General features: G+C 46.3%; 16 protein-coding genes, 1 tRNA gene and 1 riboswitch. Of the genes, 14 read left to right on the plus strand and 3 right to left on the minus strand.

The features are described from left to right. Positions 1–22 precede the first annotated feature (22 nt). The 6 genes from speE to prfB all read left to right on the plus strand — a co-directional run bounded on the left by speE (position 23) and on the right by prfB (position 5,383). Positions 23–877: a polyamine aminopropyltransferase gene (speE, locus tag ACR0QN_RS04880; RefSeq protein ID WP_432650074.1), complete on the plus strand. Its 855-nt coding sequence runs from the start codon at positions 23–25 to the stop codon at positions 875–877. Continuing rightward, complete coding sequence (speB, locus tag ACR0QN_RS04885) at positions 861–1,727, plus strand: agmatinase (RefSeq protein ID WP_432650075.1); 867 nt, start codon at positions 861–863, stop codon at positions 1,725–1,727. The genes speE and speB overlap by 17 nt, the downstream gene beginning before the upstream one ends. 3 nt (positions 1,728–1,730) lie before the next feature. After that, positions 1,731–3,086, plus strand: coding sequence for a chloride channel protein (locus tag ACR0QN_RS04890; RefSeq protein ID WP_432650076.1), 1,356 nt, complete (start codon positions 1,731–1,733; stop codon positions 3,084–3,086). Continuing rightward, entirely contained in the window at positions 3,073–3,615 is a 543-nt protein-coding gene (locus tag ACR0QN_RS04895; RefSeq protein ID WP_432650077.1) for a nitroreductase family protein, read from the plus strand. Before ACR0QN_RS04890 ends, ACR0QN_RS04895 begins: the two co-directional genes overlap by 14 nt. A gap of 21 nt (positions 3,616–3,636) precedes the next feature. Continuing rightward, positions 3,637–4,101 (plus strand): NUDIX hydrolase, encoded by a 465-nt coding sequence (locus tag ACR0QN_RS04900; protein ID WP_432650078.1) that lies wholly within the window; start codon positions 3,637–3,639, stop codon positions 4,099–4,101. A 154-nt stretch (positions 4,102–4,255) separates the two neighbouring features. Continuing rightward, positions 4,256–5,383: a peptide chain release factor 2 gene (prfB, locus tag ACR0QN_RS04905; RefSeq protein WP_432650079.1), complete on the plus strand. Its 1,128-nt coding sequence runs from the start codon at positions 4,256–4,258 to the stop codon at positions 5,381–5,383. Positions 5,384–5,595: 212 nt separating this feature from the next. Here the strand turns inward: prfB and glmS are convergent, their stop codons facing one another. Beyond that, positions 5,596–7,434 carry a glutamine--fructose-6-phosphate transaminase (isomerizing) gene (gene glmS / locus ACR0QN_RS04910; protein ID WP_432650080.1) on the minus strand — a complete coding sequence of 613 codons (1,839 nt, stop codon included), beginning with the start codon at positions 7,432–7,434 and terminating at the stop codon, positions 5,596–5,598. 227 nt (positions 7,435–7,661) lie between these two features. Between glmS and ACR0QN_RS04915 the strand changes: the two genes are divergently transcribed. Then, positions 7,662–7,961: a hypothetical protein gene (locus ACR0QN_RS04915; RefSeq protein WP_432650081.1), complete on the plus strand. Its 300-nt coding sequence runs from the start codon at positions 7,662–7,664 to the stop codon at positions 7,959–7,961. A 331-nt stretch (positions 7,962–8,292) separates the two neighbouring features. Here the strand turns inward: ACR0QN_RS04915 and ACR0QN_RS04920 are convergent. Continuing rightward, positions 8,293–8,376, minus strand: a tRNA-Leu gene (locus ACR0QN_RS04920). 172 nt (positions 8,377–8,548) lie between these two features. On the opposite strand from ACR0QN_RS04920, the gene ACR0QN_RS04925 reads away from it, so the two are divergent. From ACR0QN_RS04925 to ACR0QN_RS04955, 7 genes are all read left to right on the plus strand, one after another. Further along, the gene (locus tag ACR0QN_RS04925; RefSeq protein ID WP_432650082.1) at positions 8,549–9,136 is read left to right on the plus strand and encodes a helix-turn-helix domain-containing protein; all 588 of its coding nucleotides are present in this window, start codon (positions 8,549–8,551) and stop codon (positions 9,134–9,136) included. Positions 9,137–9,301: 165 nt separating this feature from the next. Next, a complete protein-coding gene (locus ACR0QN_RS04930; protein ID WP_432650083.1) occupies positions 9,302–10,714 on the plus strand; it encodes an HD domain-containing phosphohydrolase in 1,413 nt (470 codons plus the stop codon). A gap of 330 nt (positions 10,715–11,044) precedes the next feature. After that, positions 11,045–12,403 carry a magnesium transporter gene (gene mgtE / locus ACR0QN_RS04935; RefSeq protein WP_432650084.1) on the plus strand — a complete coding sequence of 453 codons (1,359 nt, stop codon included), beginning with the start codon at positions 11,045–11,047 and terminating at the stop codon, positions 12,401–12,403. A 55-nt stretch (positions 12,404–12,458) separates the two neighbouring features. Continuing rightward, entirely contained in the window at positions 12,459–13,901 is a 1,443-nt protein-coding gene (gene pyk, locus ACR0QN_RS04940; protein WP_432650085.1) for a pyruvate kinase, read from the plus strand. 23 nt (positions 13,902–13,924) lie between these two features. After that, positions 13,925–14,716, plus strand: a complete 792-nt coding sequence (locus tag ACR0QN_RS04945) for a peptidylprolyl isomerase (RefSeq protein WP_432650086.1) — start codon at positions 13,925–13,927, stop codon at positions 14,714–14,716. Between the two features lie 51 nt (positions 14,717–14,767). Beyond that, the gene (locus tag ACR0QN_RS04950) at positions 14,768–15,112 is read left to right on the plus strand and encodes a hypothetical protein (RefSeq protein WP_432650087.1); all 345 of its coding nucleotides are present in this window, start codon (positions 14,768–14,770) and stop codon (positions 15,110–15,112) included. Positions 15,113–15,117: 5 nt separating this feature from the next. Beyond that, on the plus strand, positions 15,118–15,345 hold the full coding sequence (locus tag ACR0QN_RS04955; RefSeq protein ID WP_432650088.1) for a phosphopantetheine-binding protein: 228 nt from the start codon (positions 15,118–15,120) through the stop codon (positions 15,343–15,345). A gap of 134 nt (positions 15,346–15,479) precedes the next feature. Here ACR0QN_RS04955 and ACR0QN_RS04960 read toward each other — a convergent pair whose 3' ends face one another. Continuing rightward, a complete protein-coding gene (locus ACR0QN_RS04960; RefSeq protein WP_432650089.1) occupies positions 15,480–18,701 on the minus strand; it encodes a FecR domain-containing protein in 3,222 nt (1,073 codons plus the stop codon). Between the two features lie 85 nt (positions 18,702–18,786). Then, positions 18,787–18,878, minus strand: a riboswitch (cyclic di-GMP riboswitch). Positions 18,879–18,944 lie beyond the last annotated feature (66 nt).

Raw genomic sequence — 18,944 nt, forward strand, 5'->3', positions numbered from 1 at the left:
ATAAAGAAAGGCGGAATATTTTATGGAGCTGTGGTTCAGCGAATATCATTCAAAAGGCGCAAAAATGTCCATCAGAATAGACAAGCAGCTTTACAGCGGACAGAGTGAATTTCAGAGAATAGACGTCTTTGACAGCCCCGAGTTCGGCAGATTTCTAACCCTTGACGGACTAATGATGCTGACCGAAAAGGACGAATTTATGTACCACGAGATGATAACCCACGTGGCAATGGCTTCAAATCCCGACATAAAAAAGATTCTCGTTATCGGAGCAGGCGACGGCGGCACCGTAAGGGAGCTCACCCGCTATAAGACTGTGGAGCACATTGATATGGTTGAAATTGACGAGGAAGTTGTTACCGTATGCAAGGAATATCTTCCTCAGACCGCCTGCAAACTTGATGACCCCAGAGTACACCTCTATTTTGAGGACGGACTCAGATATGTCCGCACCAAAGAAAATACCTATGACCTGATAATCGTTGACAGCACCGACCCCTTCGGCCCCGGCGAAGGACTTTTCACCAGCGAATTCTACGGCAACTGTTATAATGCACTTACCGAAAACGGCATTCTCGTAAATCAGCACGAAAGCCCCTATTACGAGGAGGACGCCAAAGCAATGCAGAGAGCCCATAAGCGCATAAGAGAATTTTTCCCCATATGCAAGGTATATCAGGTTCATATTCCCACCTACCCCTCGGGTCATTGGCTCTTTGGCTTTGCCTCAAAGACTGTTGACCCCTTGAGCTTTGACGCCGATAAATGGAACGAGCTGGGAATAAAAACAAAATATTACAACACCGACCTGCATAAGGGCTGTTTTGCCATTCCAAACTATGTAAAGGAGCTTCTCGAGGATGCTTGCACAAACTAATTCATTCATTGCCTGCGATACGCCTTTTGAGGAGGCAAAAGCGGTAATATTCGGCGCACCCTTTGACAGCACAACGTCATTTCGTCCCGGAACACGCTTCGGACCCTCCGCAATGCGTTCCGAAAGCTTCGGGATAGAAACATATTCCCCCTATCAGGATAAAGACCTTCTTGACTTAAAGGTGTTCGACTCGGGAGACCTTGAGCTTTGCTTCGGCTCACCCGAAAAAGCCCTTGAGGATATCGAAGAGCGAACAAAGGAGATACTTGACGCCGGAAAGCTCCCCGTAATGCTTGGCGGCGAACACCTTGTGACCTTAGGCTCATTCAGAGCAGTTCAAAAAAAATATAACGACCTCTATCTTCTCCACTTTGACGCCCACTGCGACCTGAGAGAAGACTACCTCGGACAGAAGCTCTCTCACGCCTGCGTTATCCGCCGCTGCCACGATATCGTGGGAGACGGAAGGATATTCCAGTTCGGCATAAGAAGCGGCGACAGGGACGAGTTCCGCTTTGCAGCGGAGGGTCACACCGAAATGTACAAAACAGGCATAAAAGGCGTGTCCTTTGAAGCGCTCCCCTCGGTCATAGAAAAGCTTAAAGGCAAAAACGTCTACCTCACCATAGATATGGACGTTCTCGACCCTGCATATTTCTGCGGAACAGGCACTCCCGAAGCAGGAGGAGCCACCTACAATCAGCTTCTTGAAGCGATCATTATGATAGGCGAAAGCCTTAATATCGTGGGAGCAGACTTAAACGAGCTTTCCCCCCATTACGACCAGAGCGGAGCCTCAACTGCGATCGCCTGCAAGCTTCTCAGAGAGCTGCTTTTAGCGGTGCTTTAAGCTATGAAAAACAAGATTAAAAGCATATTTTCGGATAATGAAAATATATTATATCAAAACGCCGTATTCTTAAAATGGCTTGTCATCGCCATACTCTCGGGAATTGTAATAGGAGCCGTAGGAGCGGTCTTTCACGAACTTTTAAGCTATGTAACAAACCTGAGACAGGATAACAGCTTTCTTATACTGCTTCTCCCAATAGGCGGCGTAATTATCGTATGGCTATATAAGATATGCGGAATGGATAAGGACGGCGGCACCAACAGCATTATCAGAGGTGCAAGAGGCGAGGAAACTGTCTCACCCAAAACTGCCCCCCTTATAATCATCGCCACACTTCTTACACATCTTCTCGGCGGCTCCGCAGGACGTGAGGGAGCGGCACTCCAGCTTGGAGGAAGCCTTATCTCTCCTCTCAGAAAGCCCTTGAAGCTAAGCGACGAGGATTATTCCGTACTCATAATGTGCGGAATGGCGGCAGGCTTTTCTGCCTTGTTCGGTACACCCGTAGCATCTGCAGTATTTGCCATTGAGGTAACTGTAGTGGGAATAGTCCACTACAGCGCAATAGTCCCCTGCCTTATATCCTCTGTAACTGCTGCAATAACCGCCTCGGCTATCGGTGTTCACCCAACATCATTCCGTGTGGAAAGAGTTCCCGTTTTCGACTCAGGCTCGGCTGTAACCGCTTTGCAGGTGTTGCTTATGGGAATAGCCTGCGCCCTGGTGAGCGTTCTTTTCTGCGCCGTGATACCGGGAATATCAAAAGCGTATAAAAAATATATCCCCAATCCCTACCTCAGAGCCGCTGCGGGAGGACTTATAGTTGCCACAATTTCCTACGGACTTTACTTTGCCACAGGGACATTTGACTATAATGGCGCAGGCACAGATGTGATCGTAAAAGCCTTTTCGGGAGAATGTCGTCCCGAAGCCTTTCTGATAAAAATACTTCTTACCGCCCTCACTTTAGGCGCAGGATTTAAAGGCGGCGAGATAGTCCCCACAATGTTTACGGGAGCCACCTTCGGCTGCTTTTTCGGAAGTCTGATAGGTCTCCCGCCCTCATTCGGAGCAGCACTTGGACTTGTCTCCGTTTTCTGCGGAGTAACAAACTGTCCATTTTCCGCAATAATACTGAGCATTGAGCTTTACAGCACCAAAGGAGTGCCCTATTTTGCCCTTGCCATCGGACTTTCCTATATGCTCTCAGGATATACGGGACTTTACAGCGCACAGAAATTCTACGACAGCAAGCTTAACCGCAAAAAATTCAAGCGTTTCCGCACATATCAGGAGATCAAGGAAAGCCTGAAAAATCAAGATACAAAGGAAGATAATAACAATGGAACTGATTGAATGTATAAAGACCCGCCGCACCGTCCGCAAATTCACGGATAAGCCCGTATCACGGGAAACCCTTACGGAAATAATCTCAGCAGCGGCATACGTCCCTTCCTGGAAAAACTCCCAGACAGCAAGGTGGAACATCATTACCGACAGGGCAATGATCGACAAGATAGCACTTGAAGCCACCTTCGGCTTTGAGCATAACAAGGAAATTATTCTCGGCTGTCCCTGCCTTGTTGTCCAGAGCGCAGTCACCAAAAGGTGCGGCTATGAAAAAGACGGCAGCTTCACCACCTCAAAGGGCGACAGCTGGGAGATGTACGACAGCGGGATTGCCGCACAGACCTTTTCTCTTGCGGCTCACAACGCAGGCCTCGGTTCGGTGATAATGGGTATAATCGACGATAAAAGGATAGCCGAGATAATTGACCTCCCCGACACCGAACGAATAACCGCCGCCATTGCCGTAGGCTATCCTGCTGAAGAGCCGAACTGCCCTCCCAAAAAATCAGCGGAGGAAATTGCAAGATTTATCTGAACCAAGGAAAGGAACATACATATGGGCTATATATCCGATATAAGAAAATATGTGGGACATATGCCCATTCAACACACCACCGCCAGCATAATAGTTGAAAACGAAAAAGGCGAGATACTTCTCCAGAAGCGAAAGGACAACGGCACTTGGAGCTACTGCGGAGGATCGGTGGAGCTTTTTGAACGTGTTGAGGACGCCGCCGCAAGGGAACTTCTTGAGGAAACGGGACTTAAAGCCTTGAGCCTTGAGCTTTTTGGGATATTCTCGGGTGAGGAGCAGCATTACATTTACCCCAACGGCGACGAGGTAAGCACCATCGACATCTTATACATCTGCCGCAGCTTTACGGGAGCGCTTAAATGCCAGCCCGAAGAAGTAGAGTCCCTTAATTTTTTTGACATCAGCGATATCCCCGAAAGTATCAGTCCTCCCACCCGGGAGCCGCTTCGCCAATATATCGAATACCGCCGGGGAGCGATGTTCTGACGATACTGAAATATTTCAGCACATCCAAACAATACGATACGGAGGAATAAGTTTGAAAATCAAAGATTTTCAAACTTACGAGTTTTGTTTCTTCGGCTGATGCCGAAGATTTCCTGACGGGAAACACAAAACTCAGAAAGGAATGATCAAACAAATGCTTTTACTTGACGAACTCAGACTGGAGCTTGAGGGCTACAGAAAGGATATGAAGGAGCTTTATGTTATTCTTAACATTGACAAGCTCAAGGAAGAAATTTCTCAGTTACAGGAACAGTCTGCAGCAGACGGCTTCTGGGACGACCTTGAAAACTCTCAGAAGGTAATGCAGACCATCAAGCAGAACGAAGCCACCATCGAAAACTACAAGAAGCTCAACGATATGCTTGAGGACACACTCACAATGATCGAGCTTACCGTAGAAGAGGGTCAGGACGAGGACGAGGACACCATAAACGAGCTGAGAGCCGAGGCTGACAAATTCAAAGCGGAGCTTGAGACCACTAAGCTCACCACTCTTCTCACAGGCGAATACGACAGCAAAAACGCAATTCTCACCTTCCACGCAGGCGCAGGCGGAACGGAAGCGCAGGACTGGGCAGAAATGCTTTTCAGAATGTACAACCGCTGGGCAGAGCGTCACAACTTCAAGGTGACCACCCTTGATTATCTTGACGGCGACGAAGCAGGCATAAAATCCGCTTCAATACTTGTTGAAGGACTTAACGCATACGGCTTCCTGAAGTCGGAAAACGGCGTTCACCGTCTTGTCCGCATCTCCCCCTTTGACTCCTCGGGAAGACGTCAGACCTCTTTTGCTTCTCTTGAAGTAATGCCCGAAATGGACGGAGCAAATCTCAATATCGAAATACGCCCCGAGGATCTTGAGATCGACTTCTACCGTGCCAGCGGCGCAGGCGGACAGAAGGTCAATAAGACCAGCTCCGCAGTACGTCTCACACATAAGCCTACAGGAATTGTTGTGTCCTGCCAGACCCAGCGAAGCCAGTATCAGAACAAGGACTACGCAATGAAAATGCTTGTCTCCAAGCTTGCGGAGATAAAGGAAAGAGAGCACCTTGACAAGATCGAGGATATCAAGGGCGTTAAGAAGGAAATTGCCTGGGGCGCACAGATACGCTCCTACGTATTTATGCCCTACACCCTCGCCAAGGACACCCGCACAGGCTTTGAAAACGGCAATATAAACGCTGTTATGGACGGCGACCTTGACGGCTTTATAAACGCATATCTCACCGCCCTTTCTCACGGCGACCTGAACTAATAATATCACAGCGGAGCAGCCCAAATCGGGCTGTTCCGCTTTTTATTATAGCACATCTGTATCAATTTGTCAATAGCTTTAGGAACATTTGTTGCATATAATATCTTTTTCGTATAACTTAACAAATCCAAATGCCCTCGCATGTAAGAAATAGCACATATACATCAAAAATGGCTGCCGCTTAAAAAGCAACAGCCATTTTTATTTTTATATCATTCCACCGTAACACTCTTAGCCAGATTTCTGGGCTTGTCAGCGTCAAGACCCTTTGCAAGACTAACATAATACGCCATAAGCTGTAAGGGTATCACCGCAAGACTTGGAGTAAAATGCTCATCGGTCTGAGGAGAATAAACCGTAAAGTCCACCGTATCCTCCACATTGTAGTGACCGTAGGTGGTAAGCCCCATCAGGTACGCTCCCCTGCTCTTGACCTCCACCAGATTGCTGATGGTCTTCTCAAAAAGGTCATTCTGGGTAAGAACGCCCACCACAAGAGTGCCGTCCTCAATAAGTGAAATGGTTCCGTGTTTAAGCTCACCTGCGGCATATGCCTCGGAATGGATATAGCTTATCTCCTTCAGCTTCAGACTGCCCTCAAGGCAGATAGCATAATCAACTCCCCTGCCGATAAAGAAAATATCTTTGGCATTGGAGAATTTTGAAGCAAACCATTGAATACGCTCCTTGTCATCAAGCAGCTTCTGCATTTTATCGGGCAGGCTCATAAGCTCGGCAATAAGAGCAGCATATTTCTCCTCGTCTATCTCCCCTCTCACCATCGCAAACTGCACCGCAAGCAGATATGAAACGATAAGCTGAGTGCTGTACGCCTTTGTGGTGGCAACGGCTATCTCGGGGCCTGCAAGAGTGTAGAAAACATTGTCAGCCTCTCTTGCAATGGAGCTGCCAACCACGTTTACAATGGCAAGGGTCCTTATGCCCTTTTCCTTAACATCTCTGAGAGCCGCAAGGGTGTCCGCAGTCTCTCCCGACTGGCTGATGAATACAACCATATCATCTTTTCTGAGAATAGGACTGCGGTATCTGAACTCGGAGGCAAGCTCCACACGTACAGGTATGCGTGCAAGGTCCTCAATGACATACTGCGCCGCCATTCCCACGTGATAGGAAGAACCGCAGGCAACGATAACTATCTGTCCTATACCCTTGATGTCCTCGTCGGAAAGTCCCACAGCGGAAAGGTCTATCCTGCCGTCCTTGACAGCAGAAGCAAGGGTGTCGGAAACCGCCTTGGGCTGCTCGTGAATCTCCTTGAGCATAAAATGAGCATAGCCGCCCTTTTCCGCAGCCTCGGCATCCCACTTTATCTCGGTAGGCTGCTTTTCGATAATGTCGCCGTCAATGTTATAAAACTCTGCGCCGTCGCAGGAAAGCTTTGCAAGCTCAAGATTGCCTATGTAATAAACATTTCTTGTGTGTTTAAGAATTGCGGGAACGTCCGAAGCAAGATATGCCTCGCCGTTCTCCACACCGATTATCATCGGGCTGTCCTTGCGTGCGGCATATATCTCCCCGGGATAGTCCTTGAACATCACCGCAAGGGCATAAGAACCACGTACACGAACCATAGCCTTTGAAATAGCGTCCACAGGACCTGCGTTATATTTCTTGTAATAATAGTCTATAAGCTTAACGATCGCTTCCGTGTCGGTCTGGGAATAGAAAACGTAGCCGTTCTTGGCAAGCTTTTCCTTTATCTCCTGATAATTCTCGATAATGCCGTTGTGAACAGCCACAACATTTAAATCATCGCTTATATGAGGGTGAGCGTTCTCCTCGGAAGGCTCGCCGTGAGTAGCCCAGCGGGTGTGACCGATACCGCAGCAGCCCTTTAAAGCGTTGCCGCTGTCGGTTTTCTCCTCAAGAGCCTTGAGACGTCCCTTTGCCTTGACAACTTCTGTCTTTCCGTCACCGTCACGCACCGCAAGACCTGCCGAGTCGTAGCCTCTGTATTCAAGCTTTGACAGACCCTCCAGCAAAATAGGCGCCGCCTGTCTCCTGCCTGTAAATCCCACAATTCCGCACATATGATATCCTCCTTTAAAACTCTTTCAGATAATCATTACTCTCTCCATAAAAGAATTATAACATATTACTCCGATAAAATCAACCTTAACGGCAAAAAAATAAAGCCTGCAAAGGCAACTCAAAATGTATATTTTTATCATACATTCTGTTGACACATCTGATTAAAAATGATATAATAATTTCAGATTTCAATACATAGCTTACATATGAAAAAAGGTGACATAAAATGACCGGATTAAGAACGAAGGAAAATGATAAATTTATTATATTTTTTTCTTATGTTCAGAATGAAGCTTCTAAACTCGGCTGTACTTTCTTTCTTGACACAGGCGAAGGACATTTTTATTCCGATGATAAAATGGAAGGAATGGATCTGAGCGGCTGGCTTATTCCGAATAATTTGGCACAGGCATTTGAAAAAGAATACATTCAAAATATCAATCTTGATAAATGGGATGAATTCTATCAATTCGCAGAATGGAAACTTAACGGAACCGATATTTCAATTTATTTTGTAAAATATTAAAAATTAAAAAAAATAACGCACAAGTATTTAGTAGGTAAAGTAAGTGATAAACTATGACATTATATTGTCCAATTTCTCAACGTGAAATAGAAGATGTCGAGTGTGCCATTATAAATGATATTGTTAATGGTATGATTAAAGAAACATATATCAATCCCGTACTTATCAACAATCCTGATTATGTGAACATCTGCAAAAAATGTCAGAAAGAAAGCGGATGTATAATTCACAAATAAAAGAAGCTAACCTCTCATAACCGAGCAGTATTTTTCTGTCCAAACAACCGCATACAAAAAACGGTTCAAGCCCAAAAGCCTGAACCGCTTAAAACTGGTGCGAGAGATGGGACTTGAACCCACACGTCAAAGACACACGCACCTCAAACGTGCCTGTCTGCCTATTCCAGCACTCTCGCATATCATCTGACTTGTCTCAGTCAGCTTTTATATTATATCACAATAAAACAGGTTTGTCAATACCTTTTTGAAAATTTTCCCGAAAAATCTGAAAAGCCAAAAATCTACGGAGCGTTTATTGCAATTTACCGTCGGATAGGTTAAAATATAGCTTGAAAGGAGATGAATACTATGAACTGCTCAGAAGCAGGAGCGCTCATAAAAAAGCGCCGCACCGAGCTGGGGCTTACACAGAAAGCCTTGGCAGACAAAATGAACATAAGCGACAAGACCGTCTCCAAATGGGAGAGGGGTCTTGGTTTTCCCGATGTTAACCTAATATCGGAGCTTTCGGAGATACTTTCCGTAAGCATCGAAAGCCTTATCTTAGGAAAATGCGAACAAAATGAATTTAAGGAGATCAATATGAAAAACAACGTCTATTACATCTGCCGTCAATGCGGCAGCATAACCGTCAGCACAGGCAAGGCGGAGATAACCTGCTGCGGAGAAAAGCTTGAGCCTGCAGAAGCCCAAAAAGCCACCGAGGAGCAGAAACTCAAAGTCACCCCTGTGGAAAACGAGTGGCTCGTCACAGGCGACTGCCCTATGACAAAGGAGGATTACGTCTCCTTTGCCGCATTCGTTACCGCCGAAACTATGTATATGATAAAGCTTTATCCAGAGTGGGATCTTTGCTTCCGTCTTCCCTGCCGCACAAGCGGAAAGCTTATATGGTACAGCAAAAAACAGGGGCTTCTGTTTCAGTACGTCCGCTGAGCTGAAATAAAGCCAGCTTTGCCGTTTCGTTCATCTAATAACTCCATTGTACCAATTGACTGAGCTGCCAATCAACAATTTGTATTGACAATAACATTTAAATATGGTATAATAATACAAGAATTATAAATTCTCGTCACGAAACGACAGAAAGGCGGTAATGATATGCTGCAGCGTTCCAGGAAGATACTTATTATCTCCGACGTAGAAAATGCAGGTCAAAGTATGGAGAAAAGCCTTGGCACCGGATATGAATTTTTTCATACTCCCGCCCAAGAACCTGTATTTACCATTGGCGGCAGGACACTTCCCGATGTTGTCGTTCTCGATATCACCGATGCTGCACTAAGAGTCAGAGTTGAACGTGCTATGCATTTTGACGAACGTGTATCCGAGCTTACCGTTGTCTGCCTTGTGAACGAGGAGGAAAATGACGAGAAAACCGCAGGCTATGCAAGCGACTCGTTTTTCATCGTCTGCCGCTCTGATGATCTTCACGAGGCTGCAGAAAAGATAAAAAACATTTTTGACGAAATAAGCGGCGTTTCCGAAAACGGCAATGCCGACAAATGTGATGATGATATTTTATCCGGAGCACAGCCCAGTCTCAACAGTATGTCCTATCAGCTTATCAAAGCCATTTCACTTATTGCCGAGGTAAAGGATCCCTGTTTCAGAGGACATTCAAGGCGTTCCGCTTCTCTTGCCAAGGAAATAGTTAAAAGAATGGGCGGCACCGAAGAAGAACAGCTGAATATATACTGCGCCGCTCTTGTTCACGATATTGGAATGGTAGCTATCCCCGACTATATTGTAGGGAAAAGAGCCTCTCTTTCCGAGGAGGAGTTCAACGACCTGAGGCAACATACCATTATCGGCTCCAAAATATTCAGCGGAGTTACTCAGATACCCGAGATAAATCAGGGTATCAGATGGCATCACGAGCGATATGACGGCACAGGCTATCCCGATGGTCTCAGCGGTGAGGATATACCTCTTGCTGCAAGAATAATCGCCGCAGCCGACGCATACGACTCTATGACCTCTGAAATGGTCTACCGCAGCAGTATGCAGCAGCAGCAGGTAAGAGAGGAGTTTATCAAAGGCTCGGGAACACAGTTTGACCCTGAAATTGCAAAGATAATGCTCTCCATAATCTACGATGACAAGAATTTCGAGCGCCGTCAGATATCCAAAAACGACTGGAAGATACTTCTTGTGGACGATGACCCGATGATACTGAAAATGGCTGAATATATCCTCAGCCGCTACAAGCAGTACAAAATGCTCCAGGCAAGCTCGGGCAGAGCCGCTCTCAAGATACTGCGTGAGGAAACGGATATCGACCTTATCCTTCTCGACGTGGAAATGCCCCTTATGGACGGAATTGAAACACTTATCCGTATCCGTTCAGACGAGATGACACGAAGCCTTCCCATTATTTTCGTTACCGCCGACAGCTCAAAGGAAACTCTCAGCAAAGCGCTTAAATTCGGCATAAGCGGCTACATAACAAAGCCATTTACACCCACGTTCTTCGTAAAGAAGATAAATGAGATACTGAATAAAAACATATGATACAAAGCGGAGTTTTTTACAGCTCCGCTTTTTTGCGTAAAAAAAGCGTTAATCTCACGCAAAAATTTCGTCGCCGTGATTGACATAAAGAGCAAAATATTGTATAATAAATTTAAATGCGGCTATTGTATTACTGTGCCGCAAATCCCGAAAAAGGAAGTGAGAGTATGGAAAGCGGAAGTAACAGCGGCGTGATACCACGAAGGCGCTCTGTCTGCGTTTTTTGTGCCTCACAGTCTTATACGGGCTGCGCTGTAATTTTTCGGACGCAGACAGAGTAAAGCGGTATCGTGCCTCCTGTTTCAACTTGAAAAAAAGGAGGTCTTTAAAATGGAAAAATATGAAGCTGCTGTGCTTGTAAAGCACAGAGCATTTGTGCAGCTTAAAACTGCACTCCAGGAAATGATGCCTGCGGACATCGCTCAGCTTCTCAGCGAGCTTATCGAGGAGCAGGACGAATTCGGTGAAAAGGAATTCACCCTTATCTTCCGTGTGCTCCCTAAGGAGCTTGCTGCGGAAGCCTTCACCTATATGGACAGCGACCTGCAGATGGTGCTGATAAACGCCATCTCCGACCGTGAGCTTCGTGCTGTCCTTGACGAGCTTTTCCTTGACGATACAGTTGATATCATTGAGGAAATGCCCGCTAACGTGGTATCACGAATACTGAAAGCCACCGACCCCGACAAGCGCAAGCAGATAAACGAACTGCTCAATTACCCCGAGGACAGCGCAGGAAGCATTATGACAACGGAATTTGTCTACTTCCGCAAGGAGGATTCCGTCAGAGAAGCCTTTGAGCGCATACGCAGCGTCGGAGTCGTGAAGGAGACCGTTTATACCTGCTATGTTACCGATAACCGCCGCCTTGTGGGACGTGTCTCCCTTCTCGACCTTGTGGTGGCAGACGAGGACGCTGTTATCGAGGATATTATGGATTCCACGGTAGTAAGCGTATATACCCACGATGACCAGGAAGCTGTTGCAAATCTCCTTGCAAAGCACGGTCTTGCAGCTATCCCCGTTGTGGACAAGGAAAACCGTATTGTGGGAATTATAACATTCGACGATGTAATGGACGTCATCAGAGAGGAAAACGCTGAGGATATGGCAATGATGAGCGCCGTTATGCCCAGCGAGGAAAGCTATTTCAAAACAAGCGTATGGAAACACGCACGAAGCAGAATCGTATGGCTTCTGGTGCTTATGCTCTCGGCTACCCTTACAGGTGCGATAACAAACCATTTCGAGGCTCAGATAGCAGCCATTCCCCTGCTGGTATCCTTTATGCCTATGCTTACGGGTACGGGCGGAAACTGCGGCTCCCAGTCCTCAACTATGGTAATTCAGGGTATGGCAATGGACGAGATACGCCTGAAGGATTTCTTCAAGGTGGTTTTCAAGGAATTCCGCATCGCCATCATATGCAGCATAATCCTTTCGGCGGTGAATTTCGGCAGGATAGTTCTTTTCTATCACGATGTGAAGATAGCCGCTGTAGTATCGGTCACTCTTGTGGGCACGGTCATACTTTCAAAGCTTTTAGGCTGTATGCTCCCAATGCTTGCAAAGAAGATACACATTGACCCTGCAATTATGTCTGCTCCCCTGCTCAGCACCCTTGTGGACAGCTGTTCCACACTTTTGTATTTTACAATTGCCCTTCACGTTCTTGATTTTCCCGCTTAAACGGGGAATGATATAAATATGCGGTCCGGAAAGCCGCTTTGATTGGAGAGATTTTATGAGAAAAACAAAGATAGTGTGCACTATGGGTCCTGCCACCGACAATGACGATATTCTGAGAGATATGATGCTCTCGGGAATGAATGTTGCCAGGTTCAATTTTTCCCACGGTGATTATGCCACTCACGAAAGACGTTATGAACAGCTCTGCCGCATAAGAGAGGAGCTTGGAATGCCTATCGCCGCTCTGCTCGATACAAAAGGTCCCGAGATACGTCTCGGAAAATTTGCGGACAAGACCCCCGTTACTCTCTGCGACGGAGACAAATTTATACTCACCACCGAGGAAAGGGTCTGCGACAAGGAAATTGCCTCTATCAGCTTCAAGGGTCTGCCCGACGATGTAAAGCAAGGCACGGCAATTCTTATAAACGACGGCGCCGTAGAACTTAAAGTCGAAAGCGTCAGCGGAAACGAGATACACACCGTTGTAGTTCACGGCGGAGAGATCTCCGACAACAAGGGCATAAACGTCCCCGGAGTGGAGCTTTCAATGCCTTACCTTTCCGAAAGAGATATGAACGACCTTGAGTTCGGCGCAAAGATTGGCTTTGACTTTATCGCCGCTTCATTTGTCAGAACTGCTGCAGATGTGGCATATCTGAAGAAATTCATCAAAAGCCTTGGCTGGAGCACCCCGAGGATAATCGCAAAGATCGAGAATATGGACGGCGTCAAAAACATTGACGAGATACTTGAGGTCGCTGACGGCATTATGGTGGCAAGAGGCGATATGGGCGTTGAGATTCCCTTTGAACAGATACCCGCAATTCAGAAAGATCTTATCAGAAAGGGCTATAACGCAGGCAAGCAGGTCATTACCGCAACTCAGATGCTTGAGTCTATGATAACACATATCCGTCCCACCCGTGCGGAGATAACCGACGTGGCAAACGCAATTTACGACGGCACATCTGCAATTATGCTCAGCGGCGAGACTGCGGCAGGCAAGCACCCTGTTGAAGCAGTCCGCACAATGGCGCTCATTGCCGAGACCACCGAAAATGATATCAACTATGTTAACCGTCTCAGAGTACGTGCGGAGGACAAGGGCAAGGATATCACCAATGCGATCTCCCACGCTGCCTGCACTACTGCCCACGACCTTGGTGCAAAAGCTATCGTTACCGTTACCAAAACAGGCGGAACGGCAAAAATGCTGTCGAAATTCCGTCCTGCCTGCCCTATCATCGGCTGCACTCCAAGCGAAATAGTCTGCCGTCAGATGAATCTGTCCTGGGGCGTTACTCCCCTTATGATGGACGAAAAATCCAGCACCGATGAGCTGCTTGACGGAGCTATCGACGCAGCAGTCAGCCACGGACTTCTTGAAAAGGGCGACGTTACCGTTATCACCGCAGGCATACCTCTCGGAGTTGCGGGCAACACCAATATGCTCAAGGTAACTGTTGTGGGCAAGGAATCGGAAACACATATCTGATATATCGAAAGGAAAAGTGAAAAATGAAAATAAAGAATATTAAAAATCTTGCCGCTCTTGCGGTATCTGCAGTAATGCTCTGTGCCTGCGGAGGGCAAACAGAAAATACTGCTTCGGACACCGAGCAGACAAGCGCTGCGAATACAACTGTAACAAACGCAGAGGAAGGTCCTCTCTACAACTTTGAAATGCCCGAGGTCGGTGAGAAAATTGCTGTTATCACCGTCAAGGACTTCGGCGAGATAAAGATAAAGCTGTTCCCCGAGCAGGCTCAGAAGGGCGTTGAGAACTTTGTTGGCCTTGCGGAGATGAACTATTACGACGAACTTATTTTCCACCGTATCATTTCCCACTTTATGAATCAGGGCGGCGACCCCACAGGAACGGGAACAGGCGGCAAATCTATCTGGGGAGACAAGTTTGACGGCGGAATACCCGAGGGACTTTATCATTTCAGCGGAGCCGTAGCATATGCAAACTCAGGCTCCACCGCCACAAACGGCAGTCAGTTCTACATCGTAAACACCGACCCCGGCGAATTTGAGCTTGGCGGAACATATCTTGAGGATGGTTCCATATACAAATATCAGACCTTTGAGGAAGCAGGTTTTACTCACCCCAAGAACGTTCAGGAAATGTATAAGGAAAAGGGCGGCACTCCTTTCCTTGACGGAAGCTACACCGTTTTCGGACAGGTTTTCGAGGGTATGGACGTGGTAAGAGCTATGGGACAGGTGGAGACCGATGAAAACGACAAGCCTCTTACTCAGGTTCAGATGGAGTCTGTAAGAATAGTTGAGTACACGGGAGAATAAAATTTATGCTGTGGGGACTTTCTCACAGCAAATACATAGGGGGAATACATAATGAAGCTTTGCCCTAACTGTCACCGTTTAAGCAAGGACGATGATTTCTGCTCATACTGCGGCAGCGCAGTTTATGAGGACAACACAGATTATTCCATTGACTGCTCTCAGATAAAGGGTCACACCCACGAAAAGCAGACCTTCTCGGAGAATACCGCTTATCCCCGACAGAACAGCAGCTACAACAGAAGTACAACCAACACTTCGCCCGAGGCAAAGAAAAAGGGCAAGGGCTGCCTTAATCTGATAATAATTATTATTGTCATAAATGTTCTTGCAGATATGCTCTTCGGGGGAATTTCGGAGCTGTTTGAATTTCTGGAAAATATTCTGAACGAGATATAAAAGATATGGAACTGATATCAATGGAAGAGCTTCTTGCGCTCCTGCGTGAGATATGCGGCGAGGAAAGCATTGCCGCAGATACCGAGCTTATGGAAAGCGGTCTGCTGGACTCCTATGCATTTATAAATCTGCTCAGTGAGCTTGATATGAGGGCGATATCCATAGAGCCCACACGTGTGGGAACGGAAAATTTCACCTCGGCGGAGAGAATATATTTGCTCTGCCATAAATAAGCTTTAACAAAAATTGCCTTCGCTGTGCTTTAGTGCGGCGAAGGCTTTTTTACTCCAAAAAAATGCCCCCTCTCCGATTTTTTTCGGGGACGGGGCGGTTCTTCTTTTTTTCAGATTTACAAACTCAGAAATAATCAGAAAACATATACCCTGATAGTGATTATGATTTCACCTTCAGCAAGTTCATCTGCAAGCTCATAGACTTTGGTATTTGAATCAATAACAACTGAACCAAAATCTCTATATACATCATCTTCAGCATAAGCATACCCACCACTTGCAGCATAAAGATCCATGACCGTATCAGTATATATACCGCTGGTGGTTATAGTCGGATCGGATGTATTGCCTTCAAAGTTGAATATTATGCTGTACTGTATCGGTGTTTCCGTTGACGTAAGTGTAACCGGTTCGTCAAATGTAGTGTACTCATTCACTTCTGTGCCGTTATTACTCCAGATGAGGGTGTGATATTGTGAAGCACCATTATTAGGAAGTGATTCTCCAACATCATTGAGACAGCCGCCCAGTGGGAGATTAACCGTTTCGGAAGGAAGAGAACTAAATTCAAATGTGACTGTAATGGCTGCATACACCGTCATATCTTCTGTGCAGGTCAGCGAAGAATCAATGGGTGTGACCCTGTCACTTCCTGCCCAGTAACAGCCTGTGGGAAGGGTGCGAAGAGAATTAAGAGTATCAAGGAGATTGCCGCTCTTGCGAACATTTTCGGTGTGTGATATACCGTTTTCGTCATACCAGGTGAGAGTGGATACTTCAATAACGGCAACTACCTTGATGGTCGAGGTTTCGTCAAAGCCGAATTCGTCAACGAGTGAAGCCACATTCTCATATTCACCCACTGTCCTTGAGCTTGAACCGTCCATGCTGTATACAAGCCAGTAGTCCGGTTCATCAATACCCTCTGCCATACATACCATATTTCCAAATGTTGAGATATAATCGCTGTAAGTAGGATAACGAGAATCTATAAATGTTCCATCAGTATTATAGAAATCAACACGGTATGTGATTACCGTCTGATTCGGGATAAGTGTAAGTGATTCGGTGAATACTGTGCTTTCGTCAACCTCCTTGTATGTATCAGTCTGCCAGCCTGTTGCCGAATAATAGTCATCAGCATCAGGTTCGGGCATAGTCAAATCGTTATCTGCAAAAGATGTTCCCTTTGGTATGATATAGCTTTCCGAGGGCGTAGCTGCATCTGCAAATTGGAATGTCAGCGTAACAGCTTCGGTTTCTTCCGCCGTAACTTCAATATCTCCGGTTATAACTATTTCAGAGGTAAACTCTGCACCGTTATATATCCACTTAATGATATAGCCGTCCTTTTGGATATCGGGAATGTCGGTAACTGTAGTGTTATATTCTGCCTCTCTTGTATCATACAGGCTTCCGTCCGCATTGAGGAATTTGACGATGTAAGTCTTAGGCGTGTAAACCGCTGTAACATCGGTATTGCCCGTGATGACATAATCGGGAGTATACTCTTCACCATTAACTTTCCATACTCCGTCGTGTCCCGTCTTCTCGGGAATTTCATCGGGAAGAAGACCCGCAAGGAGTGTTCCGTAGTCGACCGTTTTTGTATCCGAATAAGCAGTATCTCCCTCAGCGGTGATAGTAACGGTATAAGTGTTAATTGTATAAACCGCCTTGACAGCGACATCAGCAGTCACCTTATAGCTGCTTGTAACACTTACCGTTCCGCCTATCTTCCATACACCCTTGTAACCTGTTTTAACGGGAACTTCCGGGAGAATGTCCGCAAGGGGTGTTCCGTGATCAGCAGTCACTTGCTTTGAATAAGGAGTATCTGCATCGGCTGTGAACGTTATGGTGTAAGTGTTGGCAGTATAAACCGCATTAACGGTCATATCGGAGGTTACTTTCGTTTCCGAAGTAAATTCCACACCCTTATATATCCATTTAGCCGTATAGCCGTTCTTTTCGGGGATCTCGGGAATTTTGGAAACTGTTTCGCCGTACTTTACGGATACCACAGAGACTAAGGTTTCTCCGCTCATAAATTTAACATTAAAGACCCCCTTTTCAGGACTTGCAGGACCACCTGACGGAGAATAACCTGTCTGACCCGTATAAGGCGTTACAACAGACGTTTCGGGCAATGTTGTAACAGTTGTTTCGATGCTTAAAGAAGTTTCCGTTTCTGTTTTAACAGATGTTTCGGAGCTTTCACTTGTAACAGTCTCTTCGGAAGATGTTACCGATGTTTCTGTTTCCTCAGGTGCTTCAGTAACCGAAGTTACTTCTGTGGAAGCTGTTTCGGACTCGGAAACAACGGGAGGTTCCGTCACGCTGTTTGCATTTGTTCCGTCTGTCTCGGGAGCTGCAATACGAGTATATTCGGCAGAATTTACAGAGGTTTCGGGAACTGTCGTCTGCACAGGAGACGTTTCAGTCTCGGAGACAGGCTCGGAAACGGGAGCTGTTGTATGTATTTCACTTTCCGAAGTTTCGGGAGCTTCTCCTCTCAGCTTAGCAACTATCTTATTGTCAAGTATCATCAGACTTTCGTCGTTGGAGCGCAGAGCGTGCTCCTTTATGGTTGCGGAAACCATAGCATATCTGATATCACGTATCGGGTCATCACCATTGCCAAGTTCGGATATCACACCGTTTTCGTCCTCAAAAACAAAGCGTGATATTCCGTCGACTTCGGCAGGATTTCCGCTTTTTTTGTTACGCTCGGTGCGGATAGTAACTCCCTTGTCCTCAGGGACAAGCGCTGTTTCGTCTTTCGGATTGCCTTCGGTATCAAGAAGCGTTACCTCAACCTTTCCGTTAAAGGTATCCTCACGGATAATGAATCCCCCGATGGAGTCTTCTTCAACGGAAACCGCAAAGCTGGTACCTCTGACAGCCATTGTTGCCTTTGGGGTCGTAACTTCATATGAAGAATTTGAAGACAGAGGATTTGTTATTTCGTTTAAAATACTTCCCTTTTTAAGATTGATAGCCGTTCTGCTGTCGGAAGGCGTTCCCGACGCTACAAGTTCAAGTATCGTTCCGCTGTCGAGAAGGACGTATTTATCGCTGTCCATAGAAATGCGCAGGGTGCTGTCATCGCCTACAGTAAGGGTGTCTCCGCTTTCGAGATTCATTCCCACATAAGCGTCAAGTGCACCCGAGCCGCCTCTATCGACTACCGCACTTCCCGTCATTTCAAAAACTTTAAGGACTCTGTAAGTGTCCTCTTTTGTAACAGCTACACCTACAGCAACCGCCGCTGCAGAAGTTACCGCAACAGCAGAGCATACGATTATTATCTTTACCTTTAATGTCATAGCGGCAAAAAAAGATTTTACGCTCATAAAATATCGCCTCCGTAAATTTAGGTCAAACCGGAAAAAATAAAAGGAGTACGCAGTCTGACTGCACCTCAGGAAATATCCCAACAAATGCAGCCCGACCGCCATACTCCGAAAATGTCAAAAGCTTAGGCTCGTGCTTTGCGACGCCGATTTTCATCGGCTTTGCCTTTAATTTGTTAAAAAAATTATACCATAAATAAATTTATTTATCAATAGTTATTAAGCAACTTTGTAGGAAACCAC

The organism is Huintestinicola sp. (genome assembly GCF_050874005.1).
In the GTDB taxonomy this organism is placed as follows: Bacteria; Bacillota; Clostridia; order Oscillospirales; family Ruminococcaceae; genus Huintestinicola.

Coding starts and splice junctions, on each gene's coding strand:
- speE (WP_432650074.1), top strand. CDS start 23: ATGGAGCTGTGGTTCAGCGAATATCATTCAAAAGGCGCAAAAATGTCC.
- speB (WP_432650075.1), top strand. CDS start 861: ATGCTTGCACAAACTAATTCATTCATTGCCTGCGATACGCCTTTTGAG.
- ACR0QN_RS04890 (WP_432650076.1), top strand. CDS start 1,731: ATGAAAAACAAGATTAAAAGCATATTTTCGGATAATGAAAATATATTA.
- ACR0QN_RS04895 (WP_432650077.1), top strand. CDS start 3,073: ATGGAACTGATTGAATGTATAAAGACCCGCCGCACCGTCCGCAAATTC.
- ACR0QN_RS04900 (WP_432650078.1), top strand. CDS start 3,637: ATGGGCTATATATCCGATATAAGAAAATATGTGGGACATATGCCCATT.
- prfB (WP_432650079.1), top strand. CDS start 4,256: ATGCTTTTACTTGACGAACTCAGACTGGAGCTTGAGGGCTACAGAAAG.
- glmS (WP_432650080.1), bottom strand. CDS start 7,434: ATGTGCGGAATTGTGGGATTTACAGGCAGGAGACAGGCGGCGCCTATT.
- ACR0QN_RS04915 (WP_432650081.1), top strand. CDS start 7,662: ATGACCGGATTAAGAACGAAGGAAAATGATAAATTTATTATATTTTTT.
- ACR0QN_RS04925 (WP_432650082.1), top strand. CDS start 8,549: ATGAACTGCTCAGAAGCAGGAGCGCTCATAAAAAAGCGCCGCACCGAG.
- ACR0QN_RS04930 (WP_432650083.1), top strand. CDS start 9,302: ATGCTGCAGCGTTCCAGGAAGATACTTATTATCTCCGACGTAGAAAAT.
- mgtE (WP_432650084.1), top strand. CDS start 11,045: ATGGAAAAATATGAAGCTGCTGTGCTTGTAAAGCACAGAGCATTTGTG.
- pyk (WP_432650085.1), top strand. CDS start 12,459: ATGAGAAAAACAAAGATAGTGTGCACTATGGGTCCTGCCACCGACAAT.
- ACR0QN_RS04945 (WP_432650086.1), top strand. CDS start 13,925: ATGAAAATAAAGAATATTAAAAATCTTGCCGCTCTTGCGGTATCTGCA.
- ACR0QN_RS04950 (WP_432650087.1), top strand. CDS start 14,768: ATGAAGCTTTGCCCTAACTGTCACCGTTTAAGCAAGGACGATGATTTC.
- ACR0QN_RS04955 (WP_432650088.1), top strand. CDS start 15,118: ATGGAACTGATATCAATGGAAGAGCTTCTTGCGCTCCTGCGTGAGATA.
- ACR0QN_RS04960 (WP_432650089.1), bottom strand. CDS start 18,701: ATGAGCGTAAAATCTTTTTTTGCCGCTATGACATTAAAGGTAAAGATA.